At 64.4% G+C, this 26832-nt stretch carries 23 protein-coding genes and 1 pseudogene; 5 read left to right on the top strand and 19 right to left on the bottom strand.

Annotation, left to right across the window (positions count from 1 at the left end; translation table 11 throughout):
* Positions 1-842: 842 nt before the first annotated feature.
* Both JJC00_RS22145 and JJC00_RS22140 read right to left on the bottom strand, forming a co-directional pair.
* Positions 843-1310 carry a hypothetical protein gene (locus JJC00_RS22145; protein WP_200468066.1) on the bottom strand — a complete coding sequence of 156 codons (468 nt, stop codon included), beginning with the start codon at positions 1308-1310 and terminating at the stop codon, positions 843-845.
* Positions 1311-1333: 23 nt separating this feature from the next.
* The gene (locus JJC00_RS22140) at positions 1334-5107 is read right to left on the bottom strand and encodes a vitamin B12-dependent ribonucleotide reductase (RefSeq protein ID WP_200468065.1); all 3774 of its coding nucleotides are present in this window, start codon (positions 5105-5107) and stop codon (positions 1334-1336) included.
* A 765-nt stretch (positions 5108-5872) separates the two neighbouring features.
* Between JJC00_RS22140 and JJC00_RS22135 the strand changes: the two genes are divergently transcribed.
* A complete protein-coding gene (locus tag JJC00_RS22135) occupies positions 5873-6769 on the top strand; it encodes a DMT family transporter (RefSeq protein ID WP_200468064.1) in 897 nt (298 codons plus the stop codon).
* On the opposite strand, the gene JJC00_RS22130 is transcribed toward JJC00_RS22135, so the two are convergent.
* The 4 genes from JJC00_RS22130 to JJC00_RS22115 form a co-directional block, all read right to left on the bottom strand.
* Positions 6766-9024, bottom strand: a complete 2259-nt coding sequence (locus JJC00_RS22130) for a CHASE3 domain-containing protein (RefSeq protein WP_200468063.1) — start codon at positions 9022-9024, stop codon at positions 6766-6768. The genes JJC00_RS22135 and JJC00_RS22130 overlap by 4 nt on opposite strands.
* Positions 9021-9434, bottom strand: a complete 414-nt coding sequence (locus tag JJC00_RS22125; RefSeq protein WP_200468062.1) for a response regulator — start codon at positions 9432-9434, stop codon at positions 9021-9023. Before JJC00_RS22125 ends, JJC00_RS22130 begins: the two co-directional genes overlap by 4 nt.
* A gap of 284 nt (positions 9435-9718) precedes the next feature.
* Positions 9719-9874 carry a hypothetical protein gene (locus tag JJC00_RS22120; protein WP_200468061.1) on the bottom strand — a complete coding sequence of 52 codons (156 nt, stop codon included), beginning with the start codon at positions 9872-9874 and terminating at the stop codon, positions 9719-9721.
* Positions 9875-9896: 22 nt separating this feature from the next.
* On the bottom strand, positions 9897-10577 hold the full coding sequence (locus JJC00_RS22115; protein WP_200468060.1) for a BA14K family protein: 681 nt from the start codon (positions 10575-10577) through the stop codon (positions 9897-9899).
* 247 nt (positions 10578-10824) lie between these two features.
* Between JJC00_RS22115 and JJC00_RS22110 the strand changes: the two genes are divergently transcribed.
* Positions 10825-11232 carry an NADH:ubiquinone oxidoreductase subunit NDUFA12 gene (locus JJC00_RS22110; RefSeq protein ID WP_200468059.1) on the top strand — a complete coding sequence of 136 codons (408 nt, stop codon included), beginning with the start codon at positions 10825-10827 and terminating at the stop codon, positions 11230-11232.
* 351 nt (positions 11233-11583) lie between these two features.
* Here JJC00_RS22110 and JJC00_RS22105 read toward each other — a convergent pair whose 3' ends face one another.
* On the bottom strand, positions 11584-12231 hold the full coding sequence (locus JJC00_RS22105) for a glutathione S-transferase family protein (protein WP_200468058.1): 648 nt from the start codon (positions 12229-12231) through the stop codon (positions 11584-11586).
* 239 nt (positions 12232-12470) lie between these two features.
* The gene (locus JJC00_RS22100) at positions 12471-13157 is read right to left on the bottom strand and encodes a DJ-1/PfpI family protein (RefSeq protein ID WP_200468057.1); all 687 of its coding nucleotides are present in this window, start codon (positions 13155-13157) and stop codon (positions 12471-12473) included.
* A gap of 92 nt (positions 13158-13249) precedes the next feature.
* Between JJC00_RS22100 and JJC00_RS22095 the strand changes: the two genes are divergently transcribed.
* Complete coding sequence (locus tag JJC00_RS22095; RefSeq protein WP_200468056.1) at positions 13250-14188, top strand: GlxA family transcriptional regulator; 939 nt, start codon at positions 13250-13252, stop codon at positions 14186-14188.
* 15 nt (positions 14189-14203) lie between these two features.
* On the opposite strand, the gene bla is transcribed toward JJC00_RS22095, so the two are convergent.
* A complete protein-coding gene (gene bla, locus JJC00_RS22090) occupies positions 14204-15088 on the bottom strand; it encodes a class A beta-lactamase (RefSeq protein WP_200468055.1) in 885 nt (294 codons plus the stop codon).
* A 99-nt stretch (positions 15089-15187) separates the two neighbouring features.
* Here bla and JJC00_RS22085 point away from each other — a divergent pair, with 99 nt between their 5' ends.
* A complete protein-coding gene (locus tag JJC00_RS22085) occupies positions 15188-16090 on the top strand; it encodes a LysR family transcriptional regulator (protein WP_283816635.1) in 903 nt (300 codons plus the stop codon).
* Positions 16091-16101: 11 nt separating this feature from the next.
* Here JJC00_RS22085 and JJC00_RS22080 read toward each other — a convergent pair whose 3' ends face one another.
* Positions 16102-17109, bottom strand: a complete 1008-nt coding sequence (locus JJC00_RS22080) for a Na+-dependent transporter (RefSeq protein ID WP_200468054.1) — start codon at positions 17107-17109, stop codon at positions 16102-16104.
* A gap of 218 nt (positions 17110-17327) precedes the next feature.
* Between JJC00_RS22080 and JJC00_RS22075 the strand changes: the two are divergent.
* Positions 17328-18391 (top strand): annotated as a pseudogene (locus JJC00_RS22075) (DUF2155 domain-containing protein).
* A gap of 3 nt (positions 18392-18394) precedes the next feature.
* On the opposite strand, the gene aat reads toward JJC00_RS22075, so the two are convergent.
* From aat to JJC00_RS22030, 9 genes are all read right to left on the bottom strand, one after another.
* On the bottom strand, positions 18395-19075 hold the full coding sequence (gene aat, locus JJC00_RS22070; RefSeq protein WP_200468052.1) for a leucyl/phenylalanyl-tRNA--protein transferase: 681 nt from the start codon (positions 19073-19075) through the stop codon (positions 18395-18397).
* A 63-nt stretch (positions 19076-19138) separates the two neighbouring features.
* The gene (locus JJC00_RS22065; RefSeq protein WP_200468051.1) at positions 19139-20254 is read right to left on the bottom strand and encodes a sensor histidine kinase; all 1116 of its coding nucleotides are present in this window, start codon (positions 20252-20254) and stop codon (positions 19139-19141) included.
* Positions 20251-20691 (bottom strand): response regulator, encoded by a 441-nt coding sequence (locus JJC00_RS22060; protein WP_200468050.1) that lies wholly within the window; start codon positions 20689-20691, stop codon positions 20251-20253. Before JJC00_RS22060 ends, JJC00_RS22065 begins: the two co-directional genes overlap by 4 nt.
* Complete coding sequence (locus JJC00_RS22055; protein WP_200468049.1) at positions 20688-22205, bottom strand: sensor histidine kinase; 1518 nt, start codon at positions 22203-22205, stop codon at positions 20688-20690. Before JJC00_RS22055 ends, JJC00_RS22060 begins: the two co-directional genes overlap by 4 nt.
* Before the next feature lie 108 nt (positions 22206-22313).
* Complete coding sequence (accC, locus tag JJC00_RS22050) at positions 22314-23672, bottom strand: acetyl-CoA carboxylase biotin carboxylase subunit (protein WP_200468048.1); 1359 nt, start codon at positions 23670-23672, stop codon at positions 22314-22316.
* An 82-nt stretch (positions 23673-23754) separates the two neighbouring features.
* Positions 23755-24246: an acetyl-CoA carboxylase biotin carboxyl carrier protein gene (gene accB / locus JJC00_RS22045; RefSeq protein ID WP_200468047.1), complete on the bottom strand. Its 492-nt coding sequence runs from the start codon at positions 24244-24246 to the stop codon at positions 23755-23757.
* Between the two features lie 37 nt (positions 24247-24283).
* Positions 24284-24751 (bottom strand): type II 3-dehydroquinate dehydratase, encoded by a 468-nt coding sequence (gene aroQ, locus JJC00_RS22040; RefSeq protein WP_200468046.1) that lies wholly within the window; start codon positions 24749-24751, stop codon positions 24284-24286.
* Positions 24752-24978: 227 nt separating this feature from the next.
* The gene (locus JJC00_RS22035) at positions 24979-25833 is read right to left on the bottom strand and encodes a DUF1236 domain-containing protein (RefSeq protein WP_200468045.1); all 855 of its coding nucleotides are present in this window, start codon (positions 25831-25833) and stop codon (positions 24979-24981) included.
* A 223-nt stretch (positions 25834-26056) separates the two neighbouring features.
* A complete protein-coding gene (locus JJC00_RS22030; RefSeq protein WP_200468044.1) occupies positions 26057-26824 on the bottom strand; it encodes a DsbA family protein in 768 nt (255 codons plus the stop codon).
* Positions 26825-26832 lie beyond the last annotated feature (8 nt).

Genomic DNA, 26832 nt, shown 5'->3' with positions numbered 1-26832 from the left:
CATACAGCAATTGTGAATTACGCTACAGACGGCCGCCGTCCCGTCTGTTTATCTGCCGCCATCAGGCCTCTCATGCGCACGTTTGGCATTGCGCATCTGGCGCCTTCGCATTTCGAAATTTCTGGGTGATCGCTATGGGCGTTTTTCATCTCACGGCCATGCTTTGCAGCTGGTTCATCGAGTCCACCATGAGCGGGTGTACCGAGAGATTTCGCGTGCGCTGAACAAGGCGCACAGAGAGTTTCCCGAGGCCCCGCCGGTGACGGACGGGGCTTTTTCATGTTCGCAATCTGCCCATTCCGCCCGGCGGAGCCTTCGCGAGAAGGAGGCAGGGTCGTGTGGGAGTATTTTGGACCCGATTTCGCTTTCGACGTGGTGAAAGGGGTGGTCGCCGGAATAGCCTCTTTGGCCTTTCAGGTGGTGGCACCGCGGACCTTTCGTGCCGCAAAACAGTTTCGCGCGCGCTGGGTTGCGAGGAGAGCGGCAAGGCAAGCTGCAAGACGGGCACGCTGCAAAGCGGTGGCCAATGATGAGCGGTGAGGAGCGAGTGGCCCGGATGGAGCGCGGGCGACATCCGGGCCACGCTTGCAGGGACCTCACGCAGATGGAGCCAACAAACCGAGTCGATGCTGACGATGATCCGCGTCATCGACCATATCGAGGGCCAGCGGCGCGTAGGATGGGTTTCGCACGGGCTCAACCCATCCTACGGGCTGCAAGCTCCAATGTACGAGGAAGCGTGTAGGATGGCAGAGCGGAGTTCATCAATAGCCGTCGCGGAATGATGGGTTTCGCAAACGCTCTACCCATCCTACGGGTTGCTTGAGTTAGCAGGCCCCGAATTATTTTCTATAGCTTGCTAAGCAAATCACCAAAGTGATCTCCTGCGCAGGGACGTTGACGTGATCAACGCTGATGGCGACAAACGAGAAATTGTTCGGTTGGTATGTGAAATCAAACATCGAACAATTGGCGTCCTTCATGGTTCTTGCGAAAGCAGGAATCAATGCCTTCTTGCTATGGATTGCAGTAACTTTGCTGCCAACGCCGAAGTCGAGCACGTGCCCGGCAACTTCAATCTCGGCTACTGGCACTTCTTCACTTCCTACTTTGGATGTTTTGATGGACAGGGCTGTCACGCGGCGTAAACCCAGCTCCTGGCCGACTTCGAAAAATGATCCAACCTTTTCAACTTGTGAAACAATAGCGAGGCGTCGAGGGAAGCGGATTCCTCTCGTGGATATTGCAACAGAAAGGGCGGCCTTTTGGGCCGCCCTTCGCAGATGGCTGGGCCATGCCGCCCAAGCCAAACTATCGTCTCGCGCTCTACCCCTCACGAACACCCCGTCGTGCTGCCGCAAGTATCGCACTTCATGCAGGTGCCATTCCGCACCAGCGTGAAGTTGCCGCACTCGCTGCACATCTCGCCTTCGTAGCCTTTTGCTTTCGCTTCCGCGCGGCGCTCGGCCTTGCTGGGGGCGGCGACCGTTGCGGCGCTGCCGGCCTTGCTCCACTGGAGGGCTTCCAGCTTCTCGGTGGGCGAGAGGTCGTGGCTCGCTTCCTGCTTCAGCGCGACCGCGCCTTCCAGCGCGTCGCCGGCGCCGCGGGCGGTGGCGCCGTGCGAGGCGAGCGAGGTGACGCGGCTGCCGCCGGCAGGCGCGTTGTCGCTGCCGGAGACGACCGCGGCCGAGCCGCCGCGCATCACCACGAGGTTGTCGGTGCGGGAGCGGGTGAGGCCGCGCGAGACCAGCCTGGTCGCCTGGTGGTTCGGCTCCTCCGGCTCCTTGCCCTCCTCGACGCCCTTGCCGAGCGCGTCGAAGTTCGACTCGGTCGGATCGACATGGGCGAGATCGAAGCGCGACATGTAGCTCACCGCCAGCTCGCGGAAGACATAGTCGAGGATCGAGGTCGCGTATTTGATGCTGTCGTTGCCCTGCACCGGGCCCGCCGGCTCGAAGCGGGTGAAGGTGAAGGCATCGACATATTCGTCGAGCGGCACGCCGTACTGGAGGCCCAGCGACACCGCGATGGCGAAGTTGTTGATGAAGGAGCGCAGCGCCGCACCTTCCTTGTGCATGTCGATGAAGATCTCGCCGAGACGGCCGTCGTCATATTCGCCGGTACGGAGATAGACCTTGTGGCCGCCGACGACCGCCTTCTGGGTGTAGCCCTTGCGGCGATCCGGCATCTTCTCGCGCTCGCGCATCACGATGATGCGCTCGACCAGCTTCTCGACGATCTTCTCCGAGACCTGGGTGGCACGCGCGGCCATCGGCTTCTCGTAGAGCGCCTCGACCGCATCCTCCTCGTCGTCGTCATCGCTGATGAGCTGCGAGTTGAGCGGCTGGCTGAGCTTGGAGCCGTCGCGATAGAGCGCGTTGGCCTTCAGCGCCAGCTTCCACGACAGCATGTAGGCGGACTTGCAGTCCTCTACAGTTGCGTCGTTCGGCATGTTGATGGTCTTGGAGATCGCACCCGAGATAAAGGGCTGGGCCGCCGCCATCATGCGGATGTGGCTCTCGACCGACAGATAGCGTTTTCCAATTTTGCCGCAGGGATTGGCGCAGTCGAACACGGAGTAATGTTCCGCCTTCAGATGCGGGGCCCCTTCCACCGTCATCGCGCCGCAGATGTGGACGTTGGCCGCCTCGATCTCGCGCTTGGTGAAGCCCACGGCCTGGAGCAGGTCGAAGCCGGGGGCGGCGATCGCTTCGGCACCGATGCCCAACTGGTCGCGGATAAAGTCCTCGCCAAAGGTCCACCTGTTGAAGGCGAACTTGATGTCGAAGGCGGTCGGCAGGGCTTTCTCGACCTTGGCAATGGCCTCATCGGTAAAGCCCTTGGCCTTCAGCGTCGAGGCGTTGATGCCCGGCGCGTTGGACAGCGAGCCGTGGCCGACGGCGTAGGCCTCGATCTCCGCGATCTCGCTCTCGCGATAGCCGAGCGCGCGCAGCGCCGCGGGGACCGCGCGGTTGATGATCTTGAAGTAGCCGCCGCCGGCGAGCTTCTTGAATTTGACCAGCGCGAAGTCGGGCTCGATGCCGGTGGTGTCGCAATCCATGACGAGGCCGATCGTGCCGGTCGGCGCGATCACCGTGGTCTGGGCGTTGCGATAGCCGTGCTTCTCGCCGAGCTCGAGCGCCGCATCCCAGGCCGCCTGGGCACGCGTGACGATGTCTCCTTGCGGGCAGGAGACGAGGTCGAGCGGCACCGGGTTGACGCTGAGCGCCTCGTAGCCATTGGACTGGCCGTGGGCGGCGCGGCGGTGGTTGCGGATGACGCGCAGCATGTGCGCGGCGTTCTTCTTGTAGCCGGGGAAGGTGCCGAGCTCGGCCGCCATCTCCGCCGAGGTCTTGTAAGTGATGCCGGTCATCACGGCGGTCAGCGCGCCGCAGAGCGCACGGCCTTCCTTCGAGTCATAAGAGAGACCCATCGTCATCAAGAGGCCGCCGATATTGGCGTAGCCGAGGCCGAGCGTGCGGAACTCGTAGGAGAGCTCGGCGATCGCGCGGGACGGGAACTGCGCCATCATGACGGAGATTTCGAGCACGATGGTCCAGAGCTGGCAGAGGTGCTCATAGCCGGCGGTGTCGAACTGCTTGGTCGTGGTGTTGTAGAACGTCAGCAGGTTGGCGGACGCCAGGTTGCACGCCGTGTCGTCCAGGAACATGTATTCCGAGCACGGATTGGACGCGCGGATGTCGCCGGATGCCTTGCAGGTGTGCCAATCGTTCATCGTGGTGTTGAAGTGCAGGCCCGGGTCGGCCGACGCCCAGGCGGCGTAGCCGATTTTCTCCCAGAGGTCGCGCGCCTTCAGCGTCTTCGTCACCTTCTTGGAGGTGCGGGCGTTCAGATTCCAGTCGCCATCGGTTTCCACGGCGCGGAGGAAGTCGTCCTTCAGCGAGACCGAATTGTTGGAGTTCTGGCCGGAGACGGTGAGGTAGGCTTCCGAATCCCAGTCGGTGTCGTAGACGTCGAACTGGATGTCCTTGTAGCCCTGTTTTGCAAATTGGATGACCCGCTTGATGTAGTTGTCGGGGACCAAGCTACGGCGAGCCAGCTTGATTTCCCGGCGGAGCGCTGGGTTCTTCTCGGGGTCGAAGCAATCATCGCCCGAGCCTTCGCAATTCACGCAGGCCTTCAGCACCAGCTTGAGGTGCTTCTGGTTGATCTTGGATCCGGTGACGAGAGCGGCGACCTTCTGCTCCTCCTTCACCTTCCAGTCGATATAGGTCTCGATATCGGGGTGATCGACGTCGACGACGACCATCTTGGCGGCGCGGCGCGTGGTGCCGCCCGACTTGATCGCGCCGGCAGCGCGGTCGCCGATCTTGAGAAAGCTCATCAGGCCGGACGAGCGGCCGCCGCCGGAGAGCTTTTCGCCTTCGCCGCGCAGGCGGGAGAAGTTGGAGCCGGTGCCGGAGCCGTACTTGAACAGGCGGGCTTCGCGGACCCAGAGGTCCATGATGCCGCCTTCGTTGACGAGGTCGTCACCGACGCCCTGGATGAAGCAGGCGTGCGGCTGCGGATGCTCGTAGGCCGACTTGGACTTGGTCAGCTTGCCGGTGAAGGGGTCGACGTAATAGTGGCCCTGGCCGGGGCCGTCGATGCCATAGGCCCAATGCAGACCGGTGTTGAACCATTGCGGCGAGTTCGGCGCGACCATCTGCATGGCGAGCATGTAGCGGAGCTCGTCATAGAAGGTCTGGGCGTCTTCGTCGGACGTGAAGTAGCCGCCCTTCCAGCCCCAATAGGTCCAGCAGCCGGCCAACCGGTCGAACACCTGCTTGGATGAGAGCTCGCTGACATAGCGCTCCTTCTCGGGCAGGAGGCTTAGCGCCTCGGTGTCGGGCACGGAGCGCCACAGGAAGGAGGGGACGGACTCTTCCTCGACCTTCTTCAGGCGCGCGGCGACGCCGGCTTTGCGGAAATACTTCTGGGCGAGCACGTCGGAGGCGACCTGCGACCATTCGGTCGGGACCTCGACGCCGTCCATTTTGAACACGACCGAGCCGTCGGGATTCCTGATCTCCGACGTGGTCAGCCGGAAATCGATCCCGGCGTAAGGTGACTGTCCCGAAGTGGTGTGGCGCCGCTCAATCCGCATGGTCTTGCCCCGTCCTATTCTTTGACCGAAGCGCCTCCGTTCAGGCGTCCCGGTCGACATTTCGTTTCGCGTTTCCACCCAGGCCCGATCGGCCCAAAGGCACCGCAGTTCAGCCGGTGGATCCGGCCCAGTTTCTCCCGACGCGATTCCTCGATGCGCGCACCGATCATCCGCCGGCATGTCCAGGCCCATCCGCCCCAAAGCGATGAGCCCGACATGCGTTCAAACGCCCCACACCGTCACAACGTCTACTCATGCCTTCCGAGCCTGTTGCCGGCCCGTTCTGGCGCCCGAAAAATCCGCTTTCCGAGGGCAGACAAGCCCTCATCCCGCTGCCTTCGTCTGGCTTGGCGGAGTGCAGTTATGCGGACCCTTTGGGGGAGTGCCGGCGGGACGCAAACACACTCGCGCCGAACGGACCGAAAGCTAGGACTCTCCGTTGCGCCCGTCAAGAACTAGTGCGAGTTCCTGAATCAAATACTAAATATGGTGGATTGCGGGGGATAACAGGGGGCAAGCCCTCACCTGTTGTTGAGCCAAGTATCAGTGAGTCCTCAGGGATTCCCAACCGAAAAAATTTGCATGCCGTGACCATCCGGAGCCTTCCTCCCGCTCTTCACAGGGCAGGTATATTTTTGGGCAACGGGGTTGCGCAAACGGGACTCACGTAGGGGTACGGAAGAAGGGGGCAGGCATGCCCGCCGGGGTGGTGGTCGCGCCTGCGAATCCGCGCCAAGCTGACCTCGATTTTGCCGGACTACCCCCATGCTTGATTCGACTCGTCGGGATGCGCGGCCGCGCATCGCCCCGGCCGGGCTGATGTTCCTCGCGATCACCTCGATCGGCTGGGGTTTCAACTGGCCGGTCACGAAATTCCTGCTCGGCGAATTGCCGCCGCTCACCCTTCGCGGGGTGACCGGCGTGCTCGGCGCCGTGCTGCTGGCAGCACTTGCGCTGGTCCGCGGCGACAGCCTGAAGGTCGCGCCCGGGATCTGGCCGCGGCTGGCGACCGCCGCAATCCTCAACGTCACCGGCTGGATGGTGCTGATGGGGCTGGCGCTGCTCTGGCTGCCGGCGAGCGAGGCGGCGCTGATCGCCTACACCATGCCGGTCTGGGCCTCGCTGATCGCCTGGCCCGTGCTCGGCGAGCGGCCGACGGTGCTGCGCACGCTCGGGCTGGTGATGGCCTTTGCCGGGCTCGCCTCGATCATGGGCGGCAACGGCATTGCCGCCAGCGCAGAGAAGCTGCCGGGAATCATCATGGCGCTGTGCGGCGCGATCGGCTTTGCCGTCGGCACGGTATTCTCCAAGAAGTACCCGATCCACCTGCCGCCGATCACCGCTGCCGCCTGGCAGATCGGGATCGGCTGCCTGCCCATCTCGATCGTCGGCCTCCTGATCGAGACCTCGCATCTGGACAAGGTGACGCCGGTCGGCTGGTGGCTGCTGGTCTATTCGACCGTGGTGCAGTTCTGCATCGCCTATGTCAGCTGGTTTGCAGCGCTAGCGCGTTTGCCGGCCTCCGTCGCCGCGATCGGGACGATGGCCGTGCCGGTCATCGGCGTGGTCGCGTCAGCGCTGGCGCTGCGCGAGCCGCTCGGGCCGGGCCAGATCGCCGGGCTGATCTTCACGCTTGCCGCGGTGGTGCTGGCGACGCGTTAGCCCGCCGCCATCCCCCCGCCATTCAACGCCTTCCGGATCATCTCCGCGAGCTGGTTGCGGCGATACGGTTTTGTCAGCAGCATCACGCCGTCGTCGAGCTTGCCGTGGTGGACGATGGCGTTGTCGGTGTAGCCGGAGGTGTAGAGCACCTTGACGCCCGGCCGGCGCTTTGCGACCTCGTCGGCGAGCTCGCGGCCGCTCATGCCGCCGGGGATGACGACGTCGGTGAATAGCAGGTCGAAGGCCTGGCCGGCCTCGATCAGCTGCAGCGCGGCACGGCTGTCCGCGGCAGCGACCGTCTTGTAGCCGAGGCTCTGGAGCTGGGCGGTGACGAAATTGCGCACCAGCGTGTCGTCCTCGACCACGAAAATGATCTCGGCGCCGCCTTCGGCCTGGGGCGCGATCGCGGCTGTCTCTTCCGCCACGCCTTCGCCCGGTGGCAGATAGAGCTTGATCGTGGTGCCGTGGCCTTGCTCGCTGTAGATCTTGATGTGGCCGCCGGATTGCTTGACGAAGCCGTAGACCATGGAGAGGCCGAGACCGGAGCCCTTGCCGACCTCCTTGGTGGTGAAGAATGGCTCGAAGGCCTTGTCCTGGACGCTGAGCGGCATGCCGGTGCCGGTGTCGCTGACCGCGAGCATCACGTAAGGGCCGGGCCGCACCTCCGCATTGGCCTGCGCATAGGCTTCGTCCAGCACGACGCGGTGAGTCTCCAGCAGCAGCTTGCCGCCGTTCGGCATGGCGTCACGGGCGTTGATCGCCATGTTGAGCACGGCATTGGTGAGCCGCGACGGATCGATGTGCGAGGTCATCGGCCCCTGCTCGAGCACGGTCTCGATCTGGATCTGCTCGCCCAGGGTGGGGCGCAGGAGCTTTGCGATGTCGACGATGGCGGCGTTGATCTCGACGTCGCGCGGCTGCAGCGGCTGCTTGCGCGCAAACGCCAGCAGATGCTGGATCAGCTCGGCGCAGCGTTCGGCGGCTTCGTCGATCAGGCGCGCCGTGCGCTGCAGCTCCGGCTGATCCTTCAGGCTCGCCACCAGCGTCTCGGTGTTGCCCGAGATCACGGTCAGCATGTTGTTGAAGTCGTGCGCGACGCCGCCGGTCAGCTTTCCGATCGAGTCGAGCTTCTGCGACTGATGCAACTGCCGCTCGGTTTCGCGCGACGAGGTCGCGTCGTGATAGACCAGCACGGCGCCGGAGATGTTGCCTTGCCCGTCGCGCATCGGCCGGCCGCTGATCATCAGATGGCGCGTATTGTTGCCGCTGTGCGGGCGGACGATCATCTCCAGATTTTCGAACGCGTCGCCGCGCAGCACGCGCACCGACGGCAGCTCTTCTGTCTTGAGCCGCGTGACGCCGTCGCCGTGGAACACATCGGACAGGGCGCGCAGATTGCGCAGGTTCATGCCGGTCCGATGCAGCAGCATGCGCTCGGCCGCCGGATTGGACAGCAGCACGTTGCCTTCGGGGTCGATCACCAGCACCGCCTCCGCCATGCTGCGGAACGTGCTCTGGAGCACGTTGACCGACAGGCGCAGCTCGTCGTGAGCGGTGACGAGGTGCTCGGTGCGCTCGGCGACGGCGGCCTCGAGCGCCTCATTGGCGGCCTGGGTCTCGTGCAGCGTGCTCTTGAGCGCGACCTGGGTGCGCCGGCTTTCGCGCATCAACATCAGGAAGAGCAGCAGGATCACCAGCGCGCCAATCACGTCGATGCCGAGCAGCACGATCCCGGTCCGGCGGGAGTCGGCTTCGCGGCTGGCCAGCAGCTTCTCTTCTCCGCCGGCGAGCCGCTCCAGATTTCCCGTGAGAGTTTCCATCAGGCCGCGACCCTCGGCGCGCCCCCGCAGCGCCTTGGTGCCGTCGGCATCGTCGCTTGCGCGCAGCCGCAGCGCTTCGGCTGCGACCTCGAAGCGGCGGAGGACGAGAGGCTCCGTGGCCTCCAGCAGCGCCATCTGGTCCGGATTGTCGCGAAGGGCGAGCTTGAGGTCGGCCAATGCCGGTGCGATCCGGCTCCGGGATGCCTGGAATTCCTCGATAAAGCCGTTGCTGCGGAAGATCTCGTAGCCGCGCGCCGCGCTCTCGGCGCCGCGGACCTGCAGGCGCACATCCGAGATCTTCTTCAGCACCTCGACAGTGTGGTTGACCCACGCCGCGTCCGACCGCGACTTGACGTCGAGACCGATCGAAGCGGCGGTGATGAGCAGGAGGATGGCAAGTCCAGCACCGAGAATGACGCGCTGCGAGGGGATCAAGGGGCCTCTTTCTGGTCCTTCGGCGGCGCGTTCTCGCCGAGGCATTCCCGGATGGTCGTCAACAGCGTCTCGGGCGTGAATGGCTTGCGCAGGCAGCGCGATGCGCCGAGCTCCAGCGCCATGCGGAGGAAGTCCGGGGAGGGCGATGCGGATGAGGCGAAGGCGTAACCCGACATGGCAATCAACGGGATCGCCGGCGCACGCTCGTGAAAGATGCGGATGGATTCGAAGCCGCGCATATGCGGCATGAAGATATCAACCAGCATCACATCAAACGTCTGCGCTTCGAGCGCAGCAAGCCCTGTTTCGCCGCCGTCAGTCAGCGTGACATCGAAGCCCTGTCGCAGGAGGAGGACCTCGATGGTCGCGCCGACCATCGGATCGTCATCGACCACGAGAATACGCGGCATGACCTTTCCCAGTAGATCGAAGTCCCCACAGCGATTGGTGATATAGGCGAATCGTGCGCCGGGTCAATTTTGGATTGGACCGAAATTAGATATGCATGGCGCAATGCATAGCGCCTCTGCAGGTTCCACGTGGCAGGTGAATTTCGTCGGATTTCAATGACAGGTTGAGACAAATCCACGCGATCCATAGCTGCTGCTTCGGGCCTGATGGACTGCGTTCGCGACAGGATGTGCAAGACCTGAGCGCGGAAGATCGCAGGACGTATCGACGATGGGCGCGCCGATCATGCGCGGTCTATGCCATCGTTCTCGCCGTCTTGTTCGCCGGTTTCTGGCTTCACGACCACACCGTCATGGTCGCTCAATCCGTGTCCGAAACTGGAAATTCGCCGAGAGGCGGCCAAAACAAATGAGCGGCGCCGATTGTCGGCGTCGCCCATGAATGTTGGTCTTCACGCCGTGTTACGGACAGGGATGGCGCAGGCCGTCATAGCCGAGATACGTGCCGGAGGCCGGGTCGTAGGACCGGTAGCGCTGAGCGCAATAGGCCGACGAATCGCCGCCACTGTCAGGCACCACGGCGACGGTCGCGCTGTCGTCATAGTAGCTGTCGTCGTAGTAGGGATCGTTGTAGTAGTCGCCGCCGTAATAGGCGTAAGAGCCGAGCCCGCCGATCGCGGCGCCCGCCGCGAAGCCGGGCCAGAAGCCACCGTGACGGTGGTGCCAGCCGCCGCCGTGCCAGTTGCCGCCGCCGCCATTCCAGGTGGCTCCGGCTGCTGCGAAGTTGCGGCCACCGCCGCTGAAGTTGCGGCCACCGCCGCTAAAGGCGGGTCCGGCGCTCGGGCGCGCAGCTGCTGCGAAACTGCCGCCACCGCCACCGATCCGGGGGCCGGCGCTGAAGCCGCCACCGCCCATGTGGGCGCCGCCGCCGCCGAAGTGAGCACCACCACCGCCGCCGCCGAAGTGAGCACCACCACCACCGCCGCCGAAATGCGCGCCGCCACCGCCGCCGCCGAAATGCGCGCCGCCACCACCGCCGCCGATATGGCCGCCACCGCCATGGCCCTGGGCGAAGCTCGGCGTCGCCACCGGGAGTACCAGTGCCAGCGCTGCGGCTGCACTCAAAATTCTCAGACTGTTCATGTTCAAACTCCTCTCCCGGAAGCAAATCCCTTGAAAGGGCTGCAGTTCCTGGGATCACGCCGGTTTGCGCATAACGGGCAGATTTTCATGCCAACGCTGTACCGGGCATGAATGGATCGCGACCGATTTGCGGCAGCCCGAGGTGCCTGTGTCTCCGCGTTTGGGCCAAGGCACGGCCGCACTGGGCGAACTGGACATTTGGCCGTCCGGATGGCATCAGGACCCGACGAAGCAGGGCCCTTGCCGCATGAAACAATTCTTCCTGAAGCTCTTCACCTGGTGGAACGGCCAGACCTTTGGCACGCAACTCTGGACCCGCCGGTTCGGGGAGCTGGTCGGTGAGGACGGACAGGGCAACCGCTACTATCGGACGGCTGGTGGCAAGATCGACCCGACGCTGGGCTTCGAGCGGCGCTGGGTGATCTACAACGGTTACGCCGAAGCGAGCCGCATTCCGCCGGAGTGGCATGGTTGGATCCATCACGTCGTCGACGTGCCGCCGACCGAGCTCAATTACCAGCCGCGCGAGTGGGAAAAGCCGCACCAGCCGAATCTGACCGGCACGGCGAAGGCCTACCGGCCCTCAGGCTCGACCCTCGCCAGCGGCAAGCGGCCGAAGGCGACCGGCGACTACCAGCCCTGGACGCCCGGCTAGCCGCGCTTCTTCCATCATTGGAATGGATGCACAGGCATCCGCCTCGCATTGCTGTGGACAACGGGAACAGCGGGGACGCCGTTTGCGCGGGGGTTGCGCCTGCGCGGGCGATGCGGCTCAATGAACCCATCTTACGGAGATGGGAGACCATCGCGTTCGGTTCGGGCAACAGTTCGCGACTGTCCCGAAATGCAGCGGCCGCCGAGGAAGGACTCGATCGGGAGATAGGCCCCCGGTCTGGAAGCTCCGAAATCGCCCGATGAGAATGTGCGCTGCCGTGAGACAGGAAAGGCCGCTTGGGAAACCGAGCGGCCTTTTTCTTGATCTGATGCGCTGTTCGTTGCTCGCTTCTCAGAGATGGAGGGTTGGCGAGTTGCCGACCGGCATCATCTCGTAGGGCGGCTTCCAGCCCGGCAGTTCGGCGACGCGCCGGCGCCAGGCATCAATGGCCGGGAAGGACGCGGCGAGATCGAAACCGGTCTCCTCCGTCGGATAGTACAAATAGCCGAGCAGCGAGAAATCGACGATCGTCGGCCGGTTGCCCAGAATGAACCGGCGGTCGGAGAGGTGCCTGTCGACGATCGAGAAGGCGCTCTCGGTCCGCGCCCGCAAATAGGTGAGCACCGCCGGATGGGCCGGCTCCGGCATGAAACAGCGCTGAAACCGGTGCTGTGCAAAGCTCGACGTGAATTTGTGGTTGTCGAACAGCAGCCAGCGCGTCGCCTCGAAGGCCTCTTCGCGGGTCGGACCAAACATGCCGTGGGCCTCGGCGAGCCAGATCAGGATTGCACCTGACTGGCTCATGTACCGGCCATTGCCCTCGAGGACGGGGACTTCGCCCATGACGTTGGTTGCGGTCCGCCAGTCAGGGGCGCGGGTCTCGCCGCCGGCGAAGTCGATGCCGACCGGTTCCCAGTCGAGCCCGGCACAGTTGAGGAACAGCGCGACCTTGAACGAGTTGCCCGAAGCTCCGACACAGTGCAGCCGGTATCGCGCCATGGTCAGTCCTCCTGTGCGCACGCGACCGGCAAGAGGCAGTGACCGCCTGTCGCGATCCTGATTGTCGCGACCGGCTCCTGACAGCGTCTTGTCAGCAGTGCAGCGTTGAAGACGCGCCGCGGTGCAGAGCGGGGGCCTGTGGAGCAGCGATCCTTGTGGCTTCCTGGGTCCCGGCGCTGCGCAGCAGCGTTGCACGCTGCAGCGCGTCCGGGACACATGCGGTGATATGACGCGCGGAGCTATATTATTCGCGCGGCGGCGCTCTTGGCGGCATCGAGGCGGCGGGCCTGCGATGGCGCGACCCGCTCCTTCATGAGCGCGAGCACCTCGGCCGGAGCGGTATCCGGCGAGCCGGCATTGAACGGCGGCGCGGGATTGTATTCGAGGCGGAGCTGGATGGCCTCTGCGGTGGTGCGATCGACCAGCAGCGAGACCAGCTTCAATGCGAAATCAATCCCCGCGGTGACGCCGCCGCCGGTCACGCGGTTTCGATCGATGCAGACGCGTGTCTTCGTGGGCGTCGCGCCGAACAGGGCCAGCATCTCCATCGCGCTCCAATGGGTGGCGGCATTGTAGCCTTTCAACAGTCCGGCCGCGCCCAGCACCAGCGATCCTGTGCAGACCGAGGTGACGAATTTGGCGCTCGCAGCCTGCCTGCGGACGAAGTCGAGCGTCTCCTCGTCATTGAGGAGAGCGTCGGTGCCGAAGCCGCCGGGAACGCAGATCACATCCAGTTGCGGGCAGTCGGCGAATGTCACAGTCGGGGTCAGCATCAGCACGGAATCGCTCGGTACCGGAGCAAGCGTCTTCCAGATCAAGTGTACGGTCGCGCCGGGGACGGACGAGAACACCTGCAACGGACCGGTGAAGTCGAGCTGGGTGACGTGCGGAAACACCAGAAGTCCGATCTGAAGCGGCGCCGACATGAGAACCTCCAATGAAAAGCTTGACGCCGGCAGACTGGCATGATGCCCTTCTGTCCAAAATGGCGTATTTCCCTCATTTTAGGACATGAGCAATGATCGGCATCCTGATCTTCCCCGACTTCCAGCTGCTCGATGCGGCGGGCCCGATCTCGGTGTTCGAGATCGCGGCGCGCGCCAGCGACAAGCCGCTTGCGCTGCGAGTGCTGGCGCTGAACGCAGGCGCCGTGCGGTCGTCCTCCGGCGTCGAGATGATGGCGCGCGATTTCAGATCGGCGAATGCGATCACGACGCTGGTCGTGGCCGGAGGCTCTGGCGTGACCGAGGCGGCGCGCTGTCCTGTTACACTCGCCTTCGTGCAACGGCTGGCCAGGCGCGGCGTGCGGATCGCCAGCGTCTGCTCGGGCGCCTATGTGCTTGCCGAGGCAGGGCTGCTCGACGGCCGCCGCGCCACCACGCATTGGGGCCGGACGCGCGAATTCGTCGCGCGCTATCCGAAGGTGAAGTTCGAGCCTGACCAGATTTTCACCCGCGACGGCAATGTCTGGACATCGGCGGGCATCAGCGCCGGCATCGACCTCGCGCTGGCGATGGTCACCGAAGACCATGGTGAGGAGATCGCGCAACAGACCGCGCGCCAGCTCGTGCTCTATCATCGCCGCAGCGGCGGCCAGTCGCAGTTCTCATCGCTCCTGGAGTTGAAGACGCCGAACGGTCGCTTCGGTGCGTTGCTATCATGGGCGCGCGAAAATCTCGACGCGCCGTTGACGGTGGAAAACCTCGCCGATCGCGCCGGCATGAGCGCGCGGCACTTCGCGCGTGCCTTTGCCGCCGAGACCGGCACGACGCCGTCGAAGGCGATCGAGCGGCTGCGGATCGAGGTTGCCCGCGAGCGCGTGCAGTCCTCGCGCGAGGCCATCGAGCGTGTCGCGGAGACGACCGGCTTCGGCGATCCCGAGCGCATGCGCCGCGCCTTTATCCGCGCCTTCGGCCAGCCGCCGCAGGCACTGCGGCGCGCGGCGCGGGCGGGGTAGGTGGGACTACGATTGTCAGCCAAAGGCCTTGCCGACCTCGCGACCGACAGACGCGATCACATCATTTCGTCCATTTGGATCGAGTGATGCGCCGGTGAGGTAGACTGCGACTATGATCGGCGCACGCTCAGGCGGCCATACGATGGCGACATCATTGGTAGTGCCATGTTCGCCAGCTCCAGTCTTGTCGCCGACACGCCAGCCTTGCGGCAGGCCAGCGCGCAAACGACTGTTTCCCGTCTTGTTCGCGATGAGCCATTTGGCGAGTTGATCGCGGCCTTCCGGGAGGAGGGCATCACCGAGCAACAAGCGTTTCAGATTTGCGGCCATCGCTTTTGGGGTTGTCGTGTCGCGGGGGTCGCCCGGCGTAGCCTCGTTCAGTTCGGTTTCAGTCCGATCCAATCGTGTCATGTTGTCGCCGAGGCTACGTGCAAAGCTGGTCAACCCGGCGGGACCACCAATATTCTTCAGAAGCGCGTTGCCGGCCGTGTTGTCACTCATGGTGATGGCTGCATCACAGAGTTCGCGGAGCGACATTCCTTCTCCACCGACATGCTCGCGGGTCACGGGCGAGTTCTCGACAATGTCGGCCTGCTCAATACGAACGCGCCGCTCAAGGCGGTCCAGCTTGTCGCCGGCGTCCTTGAGGATTGCTGCCGACGCCAGCAGCTTGAATGTGCTGCACATGGGAAAACGTTCGTCTCCCTTGTGATGGATCGGAACACCCGTTGTCGTGTCGAGCACGGAGACGCCGAGCCGGCCGCCGCTCTTCAGTTCCAGCTGTTGAATGGCTTTGATGAGCGGTGCTGTTCCGTTCGGTGCAGCACCCGAAATGTTCGGCAGAATGAGACTTCCTGCGGCCGCAAATGCCGATGAGGCGAATTGACGTCGTGTAAGCATCGAGAACTCCCGTGAATTGCGGGAAGGTTTTGGGTCGCGCTCGAGCAATTGACAAACGATGGTTCGTAAGGCCATGCATAAGCAAAACTTGGATCAGACGTGGCCCGCCGCCCTGCCGATATTTCCAGTCTGCCGCTGAACGCGCTCCGCTCTTTCGAAGCGGCCGCTCGCCATCTCAGCTTCACCAAGGCCGGGCTGGAACTTCGCGTGTCGCAGGCCGCCGTGAGCCAGCAGGTGCGGATTCTGGAAGATAGTCTGCGCGTGAAGCTCTTCAGGCGATTGACCCGCGGGCTCGCGCTTACGGAAGAAGGCGAGGCATTGCAGCCTGCAATCTCGGACGCCTTTGGCCAGATCAACCAGGTGCTGGACCGGTTCGAGAACGGTCGTATGCGCGAAATGCTGACCGTTGGCGCGGTCGGAACATTCGCGTCCGGCTGGCTCCTCCCGCGTCTGGGGAGCTTCACCGCGAGCCATCCGAACATCGATATCAGGATCTTCGCCAATAACAATCGCGTAGACCTCGGCGGCGAAGGACTGGACTACGCCATTCGATTTGGCGACGGCGCGTGGCACGGAACGAACGCCGAGCGTCTGGTCGATGCCCATTTCACGCCGATGTGCGCGCCAGCCGTTGCGAAACGACTTAAGGCCCCCACCGATCTCCATGAGGAGGTGCTGTTGCGGTCCTATCGGGTGGGCGAGTGGGCACAATGGTTCGATGTGGTGCAATGCCGGCAACCTCGGATGACCGGTCCGACATTCGACTCCTCGGTCTCTTTGGCGCACGCAGCAGCTCAAGGCGCTGGAGTCGCGTTGTTGCCGGTCGTGTTATTTTCGGACGATCTCTCGCGCAAGCGGCTGGTCTGTCCCTATGACAGCCACGTCTATCTCGGATCGTATTGGCTCGCGTCCCTCAAGTCGAAAAGGCCTTCGCACGCGATGAAAGCCTTCCGCGACTGGATGTTGGCTGAGTGCAAGAAAAAGACACCGCGCAATCCATGACGCTGCAGGCTTTAAGTTACGCTGCCCGGAGCCGCCGCGCCGGACCTGTCCGTCCTTGACGTCAGCCGCCGCGCGATCGGCGTCAGCAGGTACGGCGAAAGATGGATCGGAAACTGCGTCATCGCGAAATAGAGCCAGGTCGTTGCTGGCAGCGCGCCGGCGGTTGCGGCCAGCATCAGGCCGAGATTGCGCTGTGACACCATCAGCCCGAGCGCCAGCGCGCGCTCGTAACCGATGCGGCGGAACAGCAAGGTCGTGACGGCGAGCAGCGTGAAATAGATCGCGAAGGCGAGAGCTGCGAGGCTGATCGTGAACACCGGCCGCGCCACCAGATCGCTGACGACATCGCCCATAATCGCGGACGCGAAGATCAAGAGGATGACGATGTTGAAGCCGTCGATCGGCTGCTTGTGGCGCTGGATCGCAGTGGCGCCGAAAATCCGGCGGATGGCGGTCGCGGCCAGCAGCGACGCTGCCAGGATGCCGAGCAGCTTCAGCCCGAGCGTGAGCGGCGAGATGCTCAGCATGCCGCCGAGGAAGAGGCTCGCGAACAGCGACGCGGTGAACGGCACGATCGCGGTTGCGGTCACCAGCGTGACCAGCACGAGCGTGGCGTCGAGGCCCATCAGCGCCGCGAGCGCCGGAGAGGCCATCATCGGCGAGGCCATGCTCTGGAGCATCAGCGCGAGAGCCAGGCCGGGCGCGCGGTCGGTGACACCGGTCGCGTGCGCGATCAGTCCGACGATCAGGGGCACGCCGATCGTGGTCCAGGCGGTGGCAGTCGCCACCAGCGCCGGCCGGCGCAGATGTCCGTACAGCGCCGCCAGATCCACCCGCATGAAGGAGATGCAGAGCAGGACGAGGATCGCCTCGGTGACGTAGGGCCGCAGCAGCGCGCCGAGTGGCGGCACTGCGGCCGCGATAAACACGACGGCGGCGACCGCGCGCGTGCCCTGGCTGCCAAGCCAGGTCAGGCCGCGAAGGGGAAGGGCGAAGATGGTTCGAAGCACAGACGACATTCGGATGATGGTGGTGCCAGACCCCTTGGGGTTCTGGTATCGTTGGGCGTCATTTTCGGGGAGCAATGCCCGCTTCCGCCGCGGGAGGAGGCCGCCAACTATCCCATTCGGGCGCCAGCCTGTCACGCCGGCGGTGGGCAGGGGAGGAATGCCGCCCTTTCCCCGCCGTATTCCCCGTGTTAACCGGATGGCCTGCGAGCGGCGGTATCCCCTGTAGAATGTCCAACAAGCCCGATTCGCTGTTGAAGCCGCGCGAGATATGTTTCGAACCATTACCCTGACAGGTCTTGCGGCGCTTTTGGCCGCTACCGCTTTGACGGTGGCGACGCCGGCGCAGGCGCAGATCGGCACGATCTTCTCCGATCCGCCGCCGCTGCGGCCGCCGGGGACGATCCCTCGTGGCGGACAGCCGCAACCGCTGCCGACCCCCGAAGACGACGAAGAGGTGCCGGAGCTGCCGCCGCAGGGCCGCGTGCTGCCGTCGCGCCCGATGCCGCCGCCGGGCCGGCAAGGAAATATTCCTGGGAACGTCATGCCCGGGCCGGTCGAGACCCAGCCGCTGGCGCCGCCGCCGGGCACCACCATCGCGCCGCAGAACCAACCCCCGGCCGTCGCGGTGGCACCGCCGGGCGCGCCTGCCCAGCCGGGCGCAGCTGCCCCAGGCCAACGTCAGCCGCAGAAGGGCGGACCCCAGCAGGGCGCCGTGCCGCAGGTGCCTGCGAGCCTCCAGCCGGGCGACGAGGTCGTCACCGAGCCGCCGGCCCAGAAGATCGTGAACAAGAAGGCGACCTTCTCCGGCCTCGACAAGATCACCGGGCGCATCATCAATTTCGACGAGGATATCGGCGAGACCGTGCAGTTCGGCGCGCTGCGGGTGAAGACCGACGCGTGCTATACGCGGCCTGCCACGGAAGCCGCAAATACCGACGCCTTCGTCGAGGTCGACGAGATCACCCTGCAAGGCGAGGTGAAGCGGATCTTCTCCGGCTGGATGTATGCCGCAAGCCCCGGCCTGCACGGCGTCGAGCACCCGATCTACGACATCTGGCTCACCGACTGCAAAGAGCCGCAGCAGACCATTGCGACCGCGGCACCCGATCCCGCGACCAAGCCCGCGCCGCCGCCACCGCCTCCGGCACAGAAGAAGGCCGCGCCCAAGCAGGCCGTGCAGCAGCGTCCGCCGCAGCCTTTGCCGCCACCGCAGCAGCCGCAGGCGGCCCCGCCACCTCCGCCGCCGGAGCAACGGCCGGGTCTGTTCGGTATTCCCGGGTTTGGCCGCTAGGCCCTATTGCCGTGAGGCGATGATCTCGAGCGCGCGCGTGCCCGGGATAGAATCCCCCGAAGACAGTCTCAGGAAATCGCCGGGCTCGCCGGCGAGCGCCTTGTCGAGCAGGCCGGTGTAGCGCCGCCGCGAGATCTCGGCCGCACCAAAGCTCTTCAAATGCTCGGTGACATATTGCGTGTCGAGCAGCTCGAAGCCGCCGTGGATCAGCCGCGCGACCAGATGCACCAGCGCGACCTTCGAGGCGTCGCGCACGGTGTGAAACATGCTCTCGCCGAAGAAGGCGCGCCCCAGGCTCACGCCATAGAGACCGCCGACGAGGTCGTCGCCCTGCCAGGCCTCGACGCTGTGGCAATGGCCGAGCTCGTAGAGACCGCCATAGAGGTCGCGGATGCGCTTGTTGATCCAGGTGTCCTCGCGGCCGGCCTGCGGCGCGGCACAGCCGGCGATCGTCGCCTTGAACGCGGTGTTGACGGTGACGCGAAACGCATCGGAGCGCACGGTGCGTGCGAGCCGCGAGGCGACGCGAAAGCCGTCGAGCGGGATCAGCCCGCGCATTTCCGGCTCGACCCAGAACAGGGTCGGGTCGTCGGCGCTCTCGGCCATCGGAAAGATGCCGCAGGCATAGGCGCGCAGCAGCACGGCGGGCGTGATTTCAGACGAGGCGGAGTCGCGCGAAGTCATAATCCCTGATCATAGCAGGATCGCGATGGACGTGCGATGGGGGCAATTCCGGATGCGGAGAGATCAACCCGCCACGGCGCTGTTCGTATTGCCGGGTGCGGCGGGGGTGCGGCGGAACCGCAGGATGATGCGGGTTCCGGAATGGTTGGGATCGCGCTCGACGGTGGCATCGAGCTTGGCGGCCATCGCCGCGACGATGCGCTGGCCCATGCCGGTGGAGCGCGGATCGGCCTTGACGTTGTCGCCGACGCCATCGTCGGTGATCGACAGCAGCAGATCGTCTCCGGTCGAGCTCAGCTCGACATGAATGGGGCCGGCGCCATCCGGATAGGCGTATTTCACCGCGTTCATCACCAGCTCGTTGACGATGATGCCGACGGCGACCGCGCGGTCCGGATCGATCTCGATCGGCTCGGCCTTCACCGTCAGGCGCGACATCCGGTTGCCTTCGGCGGAGCGACGGAGATCCTCGAGCAGGGAGTCCAGATACTGGTTGAGCACGACGCTCTTCAGATCCTGCGAGGTGTAGAGGCGACGGTGCACCTGGGCGACGGCGGCGACGCGGCCCATCGCGTTGGTCAGCGCGGCCTTGACCTCCTCCTGTGCGGCGGAGCTCGCCTGCAGATGCAACAGCGAGGCGATGATCTGCAGCGAATTGCCGACGCGGTGATTGACCTCGCGCAGCAGCAGTTCGCGCTCGGCGGCCAAGGCCGCATAGCGGTCGCGCGAGGCATGGATCTCGGCCTCGGCTTCCTCGCGTGCCCGTTGCAGCTCGGCCTGGCGCAGCGCGCCTTCGGCCGCGACATGCAGCAGCGGGATGAAGTCGCCTTTGACGTCCTTGACCAGATAGTCCGCCGCACCTGCCTTCAGCGCAGTGACGGCGATGCTGGAATCCTGCGAGGCCGTGACGAACACCACCGGCGGAGCGTCCGGGATCGCCATGATCTGCTCGAGCGTCTCCAGCCCGTCGAGGCCTGGCATATATTGATCGAGCGCCACGACATCGATGCAGCCTTCGATGGAGCTTTGGCTGCCTGCGTTGCGGATGCGCTCGAGGCCTTCCTCGCCGCTCGCGGCATGGACGACTTTGTAGCCGCGCCGCGTCAGGCCGCGATCGACCAGGCGCGCCAGCGCGTCGTCGTCATCGATGTAAAGCAGTGTTGGCGTGCGCTGGGTCATGTGGCGGCGGGCGGGACCTGGATGACCGAGAAGAACAGGCCCAGTTGCCGGATGGCATTGGCGAAATTCTCGTAATTGACGGGCTTGGTGATGTAGACGTTGCAGCCGAGCTCGTAGCAGCGCTTGATCTCCTGGCTGTCGTCGGTGGTCGTCAGCACCACCACGGGCGAGGCCTTGAGATATTTGTTCTCCTTGATCTGCTTCAGGATATCGATGCCGCTCATGTCGGGCAGGTTGAGGTCGAGCAGGATCAGGAGCGCGTTGCCCTTCTGCGCCAGGCCGGTGCCGTCCGCGCCGAACAAATGCCTCATCGCCTCGGTGCCGTTGGCGAACGACACGATCTCGTTGTTGACGCCGGAGCGGCGGATATTGCGCTCGATCAGCCGGGCGTGGCCCTCGTCGTCCTCGATCATGATGATGGTGACGGGCAGTGTCATCGGTCCGCGTTCCGGTTGCTGGCGTTCCAGTTGATGGGCAGCGTGATCGTGAAGGTGCTGCCCGCGTTCAGTTCCGACGATACCGACATCGTGCCGCCGAGGCGGCGCACAAGTGCACGTACATGGGCAAGACCGATACCCTGGCCGGGCTTGTCCTGGGTTCCCGCACGGCGAAACAGGTCGAAAATCCGCTGATGATCCTTCGGATCGATGCCGCGGCCGTTATCGCTGATTTCGAAGATAGCGTAGCCGAGCTTGGTGCGCCCGCGAATTCTGATCTCGCCGGGCACGCCGTTCTTCAGATATTTAATCGCATTATCGATCAGATTGGAGAAGATCTGCTCCAGCGCAAGGCGGTCGCTGACGATATTCGGCAGCGGTTCGATGTGGATCGCGGCCTGCGCTTCGGCCGCCTGATGGGCCACCGACGAGACGATGGTCTCAACGAAATCGCGGGCATCGATCTTCTCGGGCTGGAACTCGCGCCGACCCTCGCGGGTGAGGTTGAGGATTGCCGAGATCAGCCGGTCCATCCGGGCGATCGAGGATTTGATGAAGCCGAGCGCTTCGGAAAAATCCGCTGAAAGCTGCTTGTCGGGGCCGTCGAGCGGGATGTCAGCGACATCGACCGGCGGGCCGCCGGCCGGCACGCCTGTGAGCCCCCCGATCCGGCGAAAGATGTCCTTGCCCAATTCTTCGAGCTCGCTGGTGAAGCCCATGATGTTGACCAGCGGCGAGCGTAGGTCATGGCTGACGATATAGGCAAAGCGCTGGATCTCGTCGTTGGCTTCGCGCAGGTCTGCCGTGCGTTCGCCGACGGTGGCCTCCAGATTGAGATTGGCGTCGCGCAGGCGGGTCTCGGCGTCGTCGCGGGCGCCGGCAGAGCGCCGCACCAGCCAGACCGAGATCAGCGCCAGCAGCACGACGAGACCTGAGCCGATGCCGGTCATCGATGCGGCCAGCGTCTGGCTGCGGTCGGAGTTGAAGGTGCGGATCCGGAACAGTCGTTCCTCTTCGCGGATCATCGCGTTGGCGAAGTTATTGATCGTGGTTGTGGTATCGCCGGCAGCGGCCTCGCGGATGAGCGCCGTGGCCATGTCGGGCTGACCCTGTTTGACGTAATTCATCTCGCGCGAGAACTGGCCGAGACGGGTCTCGATCGCCGCACTCAGCTTCTCGATACTCTCGCGTTGCGCCGGATTGTCGCCGATCTGGCGCGTGAGCTTGTCGAGCGCCGGAATGATTGCTGCGACGGCCTTCTCGTGATCCGACTGGAAATCCGGTCCCTGCGTCAAGAGAAAGCCGCGGGCGCTGCTCTCTGCGCGCCGGACTTCGAGCAACAGGGTGTTGATCTGATTCTCCACCTCGATGGTGTGGATGATCGATTTGCTGTCTTGCCGCGCCTCGTTGACGAGATAGACGGAGCCGGCGCTGATCACGGTCAGCACCACCAGTCCTGCCGCAAATAGCAGGATCTGCCAAAATGCGCGCCGCCGCTGTTCCCCAGCCGTCACGACGGTCCCGCCTTGTTACGCGTGGCGAAGTTCAAAGCGCCCCCTTGGAACAGCTCCCAACCGTCCAGAACGCGGTGGGGGCCAAAGGGTTCCATGACCGGAGCGAAATTATTTCGGAGTCGGGTCCTGCTTGCCGGCGAGATACTGCTCCAGCCAGTGGATGTGGTAGTCGCCGTTGATGATGTCGTCCTGACGCACCAGGTCGCGGAACAGGGGCAGCGTGGTCTCGATGCCCTCGACCACCATCTCGTCCAGTGCCCGGCGCAGCCGCATCAGGCATTCGGCGCGGGTCTTGCCGTGGACGATCAGCTTGCCGACAAGGGAATCGTAATAAGGCGGGATCGTGTAGCCCTGATAGACCGCGGAATCGATGCGGACGCCGAGGCCGCCCGGCGGATGATACTGCGTGATGCGGCCCGGCGAGGGACGGAAGGTCTGCGGGTTCTCCGCATTGATGCGGCACTCGATCGCATGGCCGATGATCTGAATCTCGCTCTGCTTGGCCGGCAGCTCGCCGCCTGCGGCGATGCGGATCTGCTCCAGCACGAGATCGATGTCGGTGATGCTCTCGGTGACGGGATGCTCGACCTGGATGCGCGTGTTCATCTCGATGAAGTAGAACTCGCCGTCCTCGAACAGGAACTCGATGGTGCCGACGCCGAGATATTTCATCTCGCGCATCGCCTTGGCACAGGTCTCGCCGATCCTGGCGCGCGCAGCCGCAGCCAGCACGGGCGAGGGACCTTCTTCCCAGACCTTCTGGTGACGGCGCTGCAGTGAGCAGTCGCGCTCGCCGAGATGGATCGCGCCGCCGCGGCCGTCGCCGAGAATCTGGATCTCGATGTGGCGCGGCTTCTGGAGGTATTTTTCGAGGTAGACGGAGGCGTCGCCGAAGGCCGATTTGGCTTCGTTCGCCGCCGTCGACAGCGCCACCTGGAGATCCGCCTCGGTCTGCGCGACCTTCATGCCGCGGCCACCGCCGCCGGCAGCCGCCTTCACCAGCACGGGAAAGCCGATTGTCCTGGCGATCGCCATCGCATCATCGTTGGGACCAACCGCACCGTCCGAGCCGGGCACCACGGGGATGCCGAGCTTCTTGGCGGTCTTCTTGGCCTCGATCTTGTCGCCCATCAGGCGGATATGCTCGGCCTTCGGGCCGATGAACTGCAGATTGTGCTCGCCGAGGATCTCGGCGAAGCGCGCATTCTCAGACAGGAAGCCGTAGCCGGGATGCACGGCGTCCGCGCCGGTGATCTCGCAGGCCGCGAGCAGCGCGGGCACGTTGAGATAGCTGTCCTTCGACGGCGGCGGCCCGATGCAGACGCTCTCGTCCGACAGGCGCACATGCATGGCGTCGGCGTCGGCAGTGGAGTGCACGGCGACGGTCGCGATCCCGAGCTCCTTGCAGGCTCGCAGGATGCGAAGGGCGATCTCGCCGCGATTGGCTATGAGGATCTTGTCGAACATTGTGTCCTGCAGCGAATGGCGAGTGGCGAATAGCGAGTAGGGAAGGATGATACCATTCGCTATTCGCTACTCCCCATTCGCGTTATTCAATGATCACCAGCGGCTCGCCGAACTCGACCGGCTGGCCGTCCTCGACCAGGATCTGGGTCACCGTACCGGCGCGCGTCGAGGGGATCTGGTTCATGGTCTTCATCGCTTCGATGATCAGCAGAGTCTGGCCGACCGAGACCTTCGAGCCGACCTCGACGAACGGCTTGGCGCCGGGCTCCGGCGCCCAATAGGCGGTGCCGACCATCGGCGAGGTCACGGCGCCCGGATGCTTCGACATGTCTGCAGCTGTAGTGGCGGGTGCGGCCGCCGCAACGGCGACCGGCGCGGGGGCCGCATGCGCGACCGGAACGGGCATGGTGGCGGCGACGCTGATGTTGCGGGCGACGCGCAGGCGCAGGCCGGCGCGCTCGATCTCGATCTCGGTGAGGCTGGTCTCATCGAGCAGCAAAGCAAGCTCGCGGACGAGCGCGGAATCCTCGCTGGAAAACTTTGCGGCTGCTTTGTCGTCTGGCTGGCGCGCCATGTTCTTTGATCCGAATATTCTGTGTGAGGAGGGAGCGTCAGGCTTTGGGCTTGATGCCGACCTTGGCGGCAAGACCCTGGATGGCGAGGCGGTAGCCCTCGATGCCGAAGCCGCAGAGCGAGGCGAAGGCCGCGCGCGCGGTGTAGGAGTGGTGGCGGAAACTCTCGCGGGCGTGGATGTTGGTCACGTGCACTTCGACGGTCGGGATCTGCACCGCGAGCAGCGCGTCGTGCAGTGCGATCGAGGTGTGCGAATAGCCGCCGGCGTTGATGATGATGCCCTTCATCTTGCGGGCGTGAGCCTCGTGGATGAAGTCGATCAGCTCGCCTTCGCGATTGGACTGCCGGCAGTCGGCCTTGAGGCCGAAGGTCGCGGCCGTCTCCTGGCACAGCGCCTCGACGTCGGCCAGCGTCGCGTGGCCATATTTCTCGGGCTCGCGCGTCCCCAGCATGTTGAGGTTGGGCCCGTTGAGAACGAGGATCGTGTCGGTTGCTGGTTCGGCCATTCCTGTCCCGGAAAGGTGTTTCGGCGTGGCGGGGTTATAGGTAACAAAGTGACCTAGGGGAAGCCTTGAAGGGCCTCCGGGACCGCATCAGGTACCTCATCCAGTGGGCAAAAACCTGTGCGGAAACTACGGAAATTGCTTGTTAACCAGTCCGAAGCATGGCTGCCGGCCAAACGCAAAGGGGGCGGGCATCGCTGCCCGCCCTCCGAGGTTGCTGTCGTCCGGCCTTAGGCGTTCAGGACTGCCACGATCTCGTAGGTGTCCGGATTGATGATCACGATCTCTTCCTTGACGAGGACGTACTTGTAGGTCCGCCACTCCGGATAGATCGTCACGACCCGTGACGGCAGGGCATGCAGCTCGATGCCCTCACGCGGGATGCGGGTGCCGACCGAGATCGAGAAGTTCACGTTGGTCACCGGACGCACGTGCTCCTCGCGGATCACCGAGGTGATCTGGGTGCGCTGCTCGGTCGAGAGCTTGGCTCCGGCGCCGGCCTGGCCGACCGTCGTGTTGGTGCTGCTCTGACCCTGCGCATTCTGGTTGGTGCTGGTGCCGGTCTGGCCCTGGGCATTCTGGTTGGTGCGCGTCTCGGTGCCCTTCTGGTTCTCGGCATTGTTGGTCGAGGTGCCGCTCTTGCTGCCCTCAGCCTTCATGTCCTTCTGGTCCTTGGCGCCGGACTTGGTGTCTTGGCTCATGCTCTTGGACTTGTCCTGCTGACCCTGCGCATGTTCGTCAGTGCGCTGGCTCTTGGTGGCGCCGGACTTCTCCTCGGCCGCGTTCTTGTTCATCTCACGGCCGGAGCGCTCGTCCTTGGCAGCGCCCGAGGACTTCTCCTCGGCCGAGGTGCCGGACTTCATGGTGCTGGAGCCGCCAGCCTGGCCGACGGTGCCCTTCTCCTGAGCGGATTCCTTGCCCATCGAGCCGCCGCGCTCGGCGGCGCCGCCCGAAGACTGCGAGTGCTGCATCGGCTGAGCGCCGGCGCCGCCGCTCTCGTTCTTCATCGTGCCTTGTGCGTTCGCCAGACCGGTGCCTGCGACGAGTGCGAGTGCAGCAACCGAAATCATAAAGCGGTTCGACATCGTATTCTCCTCACGTGTTTCTTCGCGTCATTGCCCGCGCCACCAACGAAAGGAGATTTGAGTTGTTCCGGAACATCTGATGTTCCGAGGTATTTGTTTCCTAAACGCGCGATGAACGCGCGCGCCGGATTCGTGCCAGATTTGGCCAACGAAAAAGGCCGGCTTTTCAGTCGGCCTCGTTGCGTGCTTGAGTTGTAAGAGGCGCGATCGGCAAGTTGCCGTTTTAGCAGGTCGCCTTGCCGCAGCGGGCGACACCGATCTTTTCCTTGAGGCCCTCGAGGCCGACGGCGCCGACCACGATCTGCTTGCCGATTACGTAGCTCGGCGTGCCGTTCATGCCCATCGCTTCGGCGAGCTTGAAGTTCTCTTCGATAGTGGCGCGCACCTCGGGGCTGGCGATGTCCTTCTCGATTCTAGCGGTGTCGAGGCCGGCTTCCTTGGCCGCCTGCAGCGCGCGCGCCTTGTCGGCGGCGCCACGACCACCGAGCAGCTTCTGGTGGAAGTCGAGATATTTCTTGCCGGAGGGGTCCTGCATGCGCACGGCGACCGCGACCTGTGCGGCCTCGACCGAGCCCTGGCTCAGCACCGGAAACTCCTTCAGCACGACCTTCAGCTTGGGATCGGACTTCATCAGGTCGAGCATGTCGCCCATCGCGCGCTTGCAGTAGCCGCAATTGTAATCGAAGAACTCGACGAAGGTGACGTCGCCGTCCTTGTTGCCGAGCACGACCTGGCGCGGCGAGTTGAAGATCGCATCCGAATTCTGCGCGATGCTGGCCTCGTGCTTCTTCGTTTCGGCGTCAGCCTGGCGCTTGCTGAGCTCGGTCATGGCCTCCTCGAGCACCTCGGGGTGGCTGACGAGGTAGTTCTTGATGATCGCCTCGATGTCGGTGCGCTGGGCATCCGAGAAGCTGTCGGCCGAAGCCGGTGCCGTTGCGCCGAACATGGCGAGCGCAAACAGCGCGGGAGCGAGCAGGCGCAGCGAAGGCATTGGCAAAT

This window comes from Bradyrhizobium diazoefficiens (genome assembly GCF_016616885.1).
Classification (GTDB): Bacteria; Pseudomonadota; Alphaproteobacteria; order Rhizobiales; family Xanthobacteraceae; genus Bradyrhizobium; species Bradyrhizobium diazoefficiens_F.
The sequence above is the reverse complement of the archived record's forward strand: the minus strand, read 5'-3'. Positions and strand labels throughout refer to the sequence as shown.

Coding starts and splice junctions, on each gene's coding strand:
- JJC00_RS22110 (WP_200468059.1), top strand. CDS start 10,825: ATGAAACAATTCTTCCTGAAGCTCTTCACCTGGTGGAACGGCCAGACC.
- JJC00_RS22115 (WP_200468060.1), bottom strand. CDS start 10,577: ATGAACAGTCTGAGAATTTTGAGTGCAGCCGCAGCGCTGGCACTGGTA.
- JJC00_RS22100 (WP_200468057.1), bottom strand. CDS start 13,157: ATGTCGGCGCCGCTTCAGATCGGACTTCTGGTGTTTCCGCACGTCACC.
- JJC00_RS22120 (WP_200468061.1), bottom strand. CDS start 9,874: ATGGGCGACGCCGACAATCGGCGCCGCTCATTTGTTTTGGCCGCCTCT.
- JJC00_RS22060 (WP_200468050.1), bottom strand. CDS start 20,691: ATGACACTGCCCGTCACCATCATCATGATCGAGGACGACGAGGGCCAC.
- JJC00_RS22065 (WP_200468051.1), bottom strand. CDS start 20,254: ATGACCCAGCGCACGCCAACACTGCTTTACATCGATGACGACGACGCG.
- JJC00_RS22035 (WP_200468045.1), bottom strand. CDS start 25,833: ATGTCGAACCGCTTTATGATTTCGGTTGCTGCACTCGCACTCGTCGCA.
- JJC00_RS22125 (WP_200468062.1), bottom strand. CDS start 9,434: ATGCCGCGTATTCTCGTGGTCGATGACGATCCGATGGTCGGCGCGACC.
- aat (WP_200468052.1), bottom strand. CDS start 19,075: ATGACTTCGCGCGACTCCGCCTCGTCTGAAATCACGCCCGCCGTGCTG.
- JJC00_RS22135 (WP_200468064.1), top strand. CDS start 5,873: ATGCTTGATTCGACTCGTCGGGATGCGCGGCCGCGCATCGCCCCGGCC.
- accB (WP_200468047.1), bottom strand. CDS start 24,246: ATGGCGCGCCAGCCAGACGACAAAGCAGCCGCAAAGTTTTCCAGCGAG.
- accC (WP_200468048.1), bottom strand. CDS start 23,672: ATGTTCGACAAGATCCTCATAGCCAATCGCGGCGAGATCGCCCTTCGC.
- JJC00_RS22105 (WP_200468058.1), bottom strand. CDS start 12,231: ATGGCGCGATACCGGCTGCACTGTGTCGGAGCTTCGGGCAACTCGTTC.
- JJC00_RS22030 (WP_200468044.1), bottom strand. CDS start 26,824: ATGCCTTCGCTGCGCCTGCTCGCTCCCGCGCTGTTTGCGCTCGCCATG.
- JJC00_RS22140 (WP_200468065.1), bottom strand. CDS start 5,107: ATGCGGATTGAGCGGCGCCACACCACTTCGGGACAGTCACCTTACGCC.
- aroQ (WP_200468046.1), bottom strand. CDS start 24,751: ATGGCCGAACCAGCAACCGACACGATCCTCGTTCTCAACGGGCCCAAC.
- JJC00_RS22095 (WP_200468056.1), top strand. CDS start 13,250: ATGATCGGCATCCTGATCTTCCCCGACTTCCAGCTGCTCGATGCGGCG.
- JJC00_RS22080 (WP_200468054.1), bottom strand. CDS start 17,109: ATGTCGTCTGTGCTTCGAACCATCTTCGCCCTTCCCCTTCGCGGCCTG.
- bla (WP_200468055.1), bottom strand. CDS start 15,088: ATGCTTACACGACGTCAATTCGCCTCATCGGCATTTGCGGCCGCAGGA.